The sequence below is a fragment of the Psychrobacter sp. T6-1 genome (assembly GCF_052258445.1).
Genome location: NZ_JBQQFC010000136.1, coordinates 1 through 6,195 on the forward strand (window position 1 = coordinate 1; position 6,195 = coordinate 6,195).

At 46.0% G+C, this 6,195-nt stretch carries 6 protein-coding genes; 5 read left to right on the forward strand and 1 reads right to left on the reverse strand.

Annotated elements, in window-relative coordinates; genetic code table 11:
* The 5 genes from ACTXGO_RS08425 to ACTXGO_RS08445 form a co-directional block, all read left to right on the forward strand.
* The coding region (locus ACTXGO_RS08425) for a BCCT family transporter (protein WP_443574036.1) at positions 1 to 447 on the forward strand (447 nt) is incomplete at its 5' end.
* Positions 448 to 608: 161 nt separating this feature from the next.
* Entirely contained in the window at positions 609 to 2,372 is a 1,764-nt protein-coding gene (locus ACTXGO_RS08430; protein WP_443574037.1) for a hypothetical protein, read from the forward strand.
* Positions 2,369 to 3,094, forward strand: coding sequence for a DUF3726 domain-containing protein (locus tag ACTXGO_RS08435; protein WP_443574039.1), 726 nt, complete (start codon positions 2,369 to 2,371; stop codon positions 3,092 to 3,094). Before ACTXGO_RS08430 ends, ACTXGO_RS08435 begins: the two co-directional genes overlap by 4 nt.
* Positions 3,095 to 3,211: 117 nt before the next feature.
* Entirely contained in the window at positions 3,212 to 4,411 is a 1,200-nt protein-coding gene (locus ACTXGO_RS08440) for a low temperature requirement protein A (protein WP_443541639.1), read from the forward strand.
* A 252-nt stretch (positions 4,412 to 4,663) separates the two neighbouring features.
* Positions 4,664 to 5,650 (forward strand): energy transducer TonB, encoded by a 987-nt coding sequence (locus ACTXGO_RS08445; RefSeq protein ID WP_443541637.1) that lies wholly within the window; start codon positions 4,664 to 4,666, stop codon positions 5,648 to 5,650.
* A gap of 137 nt (positions 5,651 to 5,787) precedes the next feature.
* Here the strand turns inward: ACTXGO_RS08445 and ACTXGO_RS08450 are convergent.
* Positions 5,788 to 6,195, reverse strand: a 408-nt coding sequence (locus ACTXGO_RS08450) for a HupE/UreJ family protein (protein WP_443574041.1), incomplete at its 5' end; no start/stop codon positions are given.

The following is a 6,195-nucleotide window of genomic DNA, read 5'->3' on the forward strand; positions in this document are numbered from 1 at the left end:
AGCGCCGCTTTTGAAGGCTTTAACTTACCAGGCGCGCTCCTTGCGGTCACCCAGCAATTACCGTTTCCTCTGATTACCTCGATATTGTTCTTAATTTTGACGACTGTCTTTATTGTGACCACCGGGGATTCAATGACTTATACCATTAGTGTCGTCATCAGCGGTGAGCATGAGCCAAACGCTATGATACGTACCTTTTGGGGTGTGATGATGGGGATTACTGCTATCGTCCTAATCTCTTTGGGTGCAGGCGGCGTCAGCGCATTGCAGTCCTTTATCGTCATTACTGCAGTGCCTGTGTCCTTTATTTTGCTACCCTCACTTTGGAACGGGCCGCAAATTGCGCAGCAAATGGCGCGTGAGCAAGACCTGTACCGCCCGAACCGAGTTGAGACTGATCATAAAATCGCTGAGGAGCAGCTTGCTAAGGATAGACAAGGACGCTAAGAAAAAGAGACTGGCTCACTAGTAAATTATCAATAAAATCAGTAATTTATAGGGTATGTATTCGTTTTGAATGACAACATACCCTAAACAGATAAAAGAGGTTGTTTGTCGTAACGGTTGAGCCTGTTTAGGTTCAACTCTTTAGGTAAGGTAGTGGCATTATGAATTTGATTGATACAAGTACAAATAGTCTTAACGAAGCGGTATTGCCTTTACGTAGCCCTGATGTAGTGATGAACGCTCAAAGGCTTGGGGCGATGCATCAAACGCGCATCAGCTTTGTGCGCACGTTACTACGCAAAATCGATAAGGAGCAATGGACACTCTCAACCCATCTTTGGGATTTGGATGATAGCGGCTATGGGCAAGTGATTTATCGCTTGCAAACGCCCGAGCATACTTATCACTTGGTGGTGTTTTGCCAAGAGCTTGCCGATGATGAGCGTAATGATCGGGTTATCGCACAAAAGTGGGATGTCACCTTTGGTCTAGTCTTTGGCGAGATCGGTCAAGAGCTACTCGATAACCTAAAAGCTAACGTGCCGCTACAAGAAGCCGGACGCAATTCCAACATGGTGATGGTGCTGGCGCGCGCTAACAAAAGCGTACGCGTCTTTGATCATATCGTCACCTCCTTAGCTAAAGGCGCGCAGCCTGATCTTGATATTTTGGCGCAAGTCGGTTATATCTTGCGTACCACGGCGGTCTATGGCAATGGTAAGTTTGGTATCTATGACTTCAAACCACTCGATTACAGCGAGGACTTTAATCAGTCGTTTCGCGCGCAGATGTGCGCTGTTTATTTGCTGCGCGAATTTAGCCTAGATTGGGTGGATTTTTTGGCGAAGAAAAAAGGCGGCACCAAAGCGGTCACCTTGCATCCAGAGATTAAGCGCTATCTAGGTATCGGTAATGCGACAGGTCTGGGTATGGCGCCGTATCTGATTAATCATCCCTGTGTCGTTGATCAATGGCTCACAACGCGTGAAGAGGCGCTACAATCTGTTTTAGTGTGCACGATTGAGCCTGATAAAGTGGCTTATTTTTCGACTCTGCTAAGCCGCGCCATTCAGCATTTCACTGAGATTGTCACTATCGATGCGCAGCAAGTGACGTTGAACAATACTGTCGTTGCAGAGCTCACCCTATTACAGAACAATCTGCTGACAGCAATGAAGGGCTATAAGCGTTGGGGTGATTTTTTACAAGATCATGAGCATCTCAGTTACGAGAGCCAAGAGGTAATAATCTCTTGCTTAATTGAGCTATATCCTGAGCGCGTGGATAGCTTTCAAGAAAAGGTGAATGCCGATGAGACGCTATCGCTGCCTAAAGGCAAAACCGTTCAGGACTTAATCTTGGTGCTTGAGACGTACTATCAGTGGGCAATTACCATAGATTTCAGTGCGCCTGATAATAGCTACTGGTTTTGGTATCGCTCAGTGGACAAAGAGGAGCCGCGTATGGGCGTACGCGGACAAGAGCCTGGCGATGATCGAGAGCTGTTCTTGGATATTGCCCGCCAAACCAATAAGCTATATTTGGCACTAAAACAGGTCGACCCCAAACAGCTTATCTCGCAGTTTGTCTTAGGTGCGCCCAAACATCGCGCTATCGCCAGACGCGTTTGGACAATGGGACACAAGCCTATGGGCGACATCCAGATCAACGTGCTCCAAAAAGACACTTTACCTATTCATTTACTTCGCTGTAAGCTCTCTATGTTTGGCGCCACCAAGTTTGATCCCAGATCCGATCGCTGGGTACGCGTTACCTTGTTTCAGGGCGCGCCTTTATTTGTTGATGTGCATAGTGATGAGTGGTTGTTTCCGCTATTACCTAAGCTTGACGAGTCTGAGACAGACCCCAAGCACGACGCAGCTGTGCTAAAGGTATCGTCGTCTGATCAGGAGGCGGCGCTATGATCGTCTCGCGTAACGAGATCGTCTCTATGGTATACAAGGCGTTTTCAGGCTTACACCGAGAAGTCGGGGAAGCCGATCTGGTCGCCACTATGGTCGCAGAATTGCAGATGGCAGGACTCGATGGCGTAGGGCAATTTAACAACGCCACGCCCTATATTTTGACTGAACAAGATACGCCTATAGAGATTATGCATCAAGATATAGGTGAGGTGAGTTTAAATCTACATGATAGTAGTCTGGCTTGTCATCTGCCTGCGGTGATGGACTATGCGCTTGAGCTGATGGACAATCGCGATCATTTTAAGGTGACCCTGCACAACTGCCACAATCGCTGGCTGGCCTATAGCGAGCTTTTAAGCTTGGCTGCCAAAGGCTTAGCTTGCCTTGCAAAATGGGACAACGGCACTGCGCCTAAACATACTTTATTCACTTTGAATCAAGGCTTTGTTTATCCTGATATCTATTTCTTTGATGAGAGGCAAACGCGCCACGATACCAACGATATGGTCATCGAGCTTGCCACGAGTAATTTTGATATCGAGCAGGAGATTGAGCACTTTAGACATAAGATATCGACTGATGAGCTATATGAAACCCATCAGCGTGCATGGAAACAAGGCATCTATGTCGATGATGAGCAGTGGGCGATACTCAAACAGACGGCGGCTGCGATACTGGTCGAGAACAGTGAGGCGTCCAGTAAAGGTGCAGGCGGCGTCTAGTAGCTAGGGCGCTTGAGCAAAAACACAATTAATTTATAAAATAAAGAGAGCGGTTTGTTATGATAACAAGCCGCTTTTTTGTGCGGTTTATCTTAGCCCCTAGTTTGGAGCCTGTAAATGTTTGGTAATGTGACCATCAAAAAAATCTATGCCAGAGACCCTAATGAGCCTAACCGGCCCTCAACCACGCTTGAGCTATTGTTTGATTTGGTCTACGTCATAGCCGTGGCAGCAGCGGCAAGTGGTCTACATAATCGCTTGAGTGAACATGATTTGTCAGGCTTTATTACCTTTATCATCGCCTTTTTTATCTTATGGAACGCCTGGACAAGTTTTACGTGGTTTGCTTCAGGTTATGATCCTGATGACTGGTTTTATCGCTTGTCGGTGATGTTTCAGATGTTCGGATCCTTGATGATAGCGGCTAATATTCATCAGTTTTATGAGCAGGGGCTAACTTGGATTGGAGTGACAGGCTATGCCATTATGCGGCTGGCGAGCTGTAGTCAGTGGTGGCGGGTGTACAAAGATGTGCCTGGGCACAAACAAGTCGCTGGGCGTAGCATCGTAGGGCTGCTAACTTTGCAAGCGATGTGGATTGGATGGCTGTTTTTGCCGCCGTCTATGCAAATGCCTGCACTGATTATCTTTATTATCGCGGAGCTCCTCATGCCGTTATGGGCGCGAGTTGAGCAGTTTAACAACTGGCATCCTGGGCATATCGCTGAGCGCTATGGCTTACTCACGATTATCGTCTTGGGTGAAGGCGTCGTTGGTGTCAGCAACAGTATTCAGTATTTTTTGGTCAACTCAGACTCTGCGGCAAGCTCTATTATGTTTTTAGGCTCAAGCCTAGTAGCACTAGTGTTCTCTTTGTGGTGGCTATACTTTATCGTACCCTTTGATAGAATATTGAACAAGGAGCGCGAGCGTCATGATCTATTCTTATTTGGCTATAGTCACTTTTTTATATTTGCCTCCATAGCCGCACTAGGTAGCGCGCTCAATCTCGTCACTGAAGCCACGGCGAGCGGCACAACGAGCGAGAGCATGGTATCAGAGCCGTATGCTATGAGCGTATTGATGGTGATGCTGACCTTGTATCTACTGACGCTCACAATTCTTAGAACGCTGATGTGTCGCAAGTCCAGTCGCAACGCTCAGGCCCTACTGATAGCACTAGTTATCATAGTCTTGAGCTACTTTGCAGTCTCGCAAGGCCTGCCGATTACTTTAGGGATTTGGCTAAGCACTCTTGCGCCCGTTGTGATGATTTGGTTTTTTACTCAAGACAACAAGCATTGGAAAGTAAGTTAGTTTGGAGTGTAAATTGCGCTTGTTACGGCAACATTTTTAGCGCACTATAGAGCATAACTAGGTGATAAGGCTATGATTTTATTGATAGCTTTTGGCGGGTTAAGTCAGATCTCATCTTAAAGTTGGGACAAAAAATCTGCAATCTAAATACTCTATATTGGCACTGTTATGACACAAAACTTGTCATCTTACGCACTAAAAGCATCTATTGTGATACTAGTTTTGGTATTACACGGTGCTACGGTATGGGCAATGATGTCTATACAAACGCCTGCGCGCCCTGAGATAACCCCTGTTATTCAACCCATTCAAATAGAGCTCATCACACTCGATACGTCTAATAAAGCGTTAAGTACAGACACGCAACTGGTCACGCCCAAACCTAAAAAAGTAGAAGCAGTCGAGCCTCAATCAATACTAAAGTCAGCTGCACCTAAACCACCAGAAGTAAAATCCGTCCAAACGCTTACACAAAAAGAGCCTACCCAAAAAATTTCATCTATAGAACCTACTGTGACTGAATCCAAAGATACAAGTCAAACTGTAGCGTCAGATGTTAAAGACTCTAAACCCAATACAAGCCAAGAGTCATCCGTCATATCTGCTCAAAAACTCTCAACTCATGAGTCCAGAACCATAACTCGCGCTACAACTCAAACTGATGACTCCGAATTTGATCTCGCTGCGATGATCAGAGCCATTAATGCGCAGTATAAGCGCGAGCAAGCCAAGCAGCGAAAGTCTTTGGCAAAACAAGCAGATAGAAAGCTTAGACAGCAAGAAGAGTGGCGATTGCAGGCTGAAAACGAAACGATTACTAAAATGCTTGCTTTAGCTGCTGAGCAAGCTGAAGATCAGCAAGCTGACATAGATACATCAGCATCCAAAAATGACGAGAACACATCCTTTACAGCAGACTTTGGTAGCTGGCGTGATGAACGTGAGCCAATCACTAGCATGCCCACGCTTGTATGGCAGAGTGTCGATAGAGACTTGGGCGATGTCTTCATTGTGCTGCTAGAGTTGCAGGTTGATAAAGAGGGTAGTATCACTGAGGTGCAAATTCTTGAGACATCAGGCAGCCCGATTATCGATGCGATAGCCACTACGCAAGTCAGAAGCGGACAACTCAACCCAATACAAAATGGCGGTATCGAAGTTGATGCAGTGGTACCTATGTCTTTAATATACGAGCGACCAACATTTAGAAATAAGCAATTGCAAGCTAGTGGTGATTAAATAGACTACTTGTGAGGATAAAGGTCCCGCCTTTGATCTTAAAGTGTATGTCGTATTTCATAAAATAACCCCCAAAAGCTGTGTCCAACTTATGGGGGGCAGTTCACTTCATTATGAGGGCAGGGCTTTTAAACCTTTTAACTAAACGCCCGCTCAAAAAACCACCATAGAGCAATGATGATACTAATCAGCGACCCTAAATAAAAAATTGCCCACTTATAAAACTGGGTATGACGCAGCAATAATGCCAACGGGAAAACAACGGCGATAAATACCAGTTGCCCAAGCTCGATACCAATGTTAAAGCTAAGCAGTGCCAGCACGCGCGCACTAGTCGCTAATGGCAAATCGACGAGGACGTTGGCAAAGCCAAAGCCGTGAATGAGACCAAAAATAAAGGCTAAGTACACTGCTCTGACTCGCAGCAAAGGCACCAGGTTATTAAGCGCGGCAAAGGCAATGGACAGCGCAATAATAGATTCGATGATTTGTGCAGGTATACTAACAACTTGCAGAGCCGCTAGGCTTAGCGTGATTGAATGCGC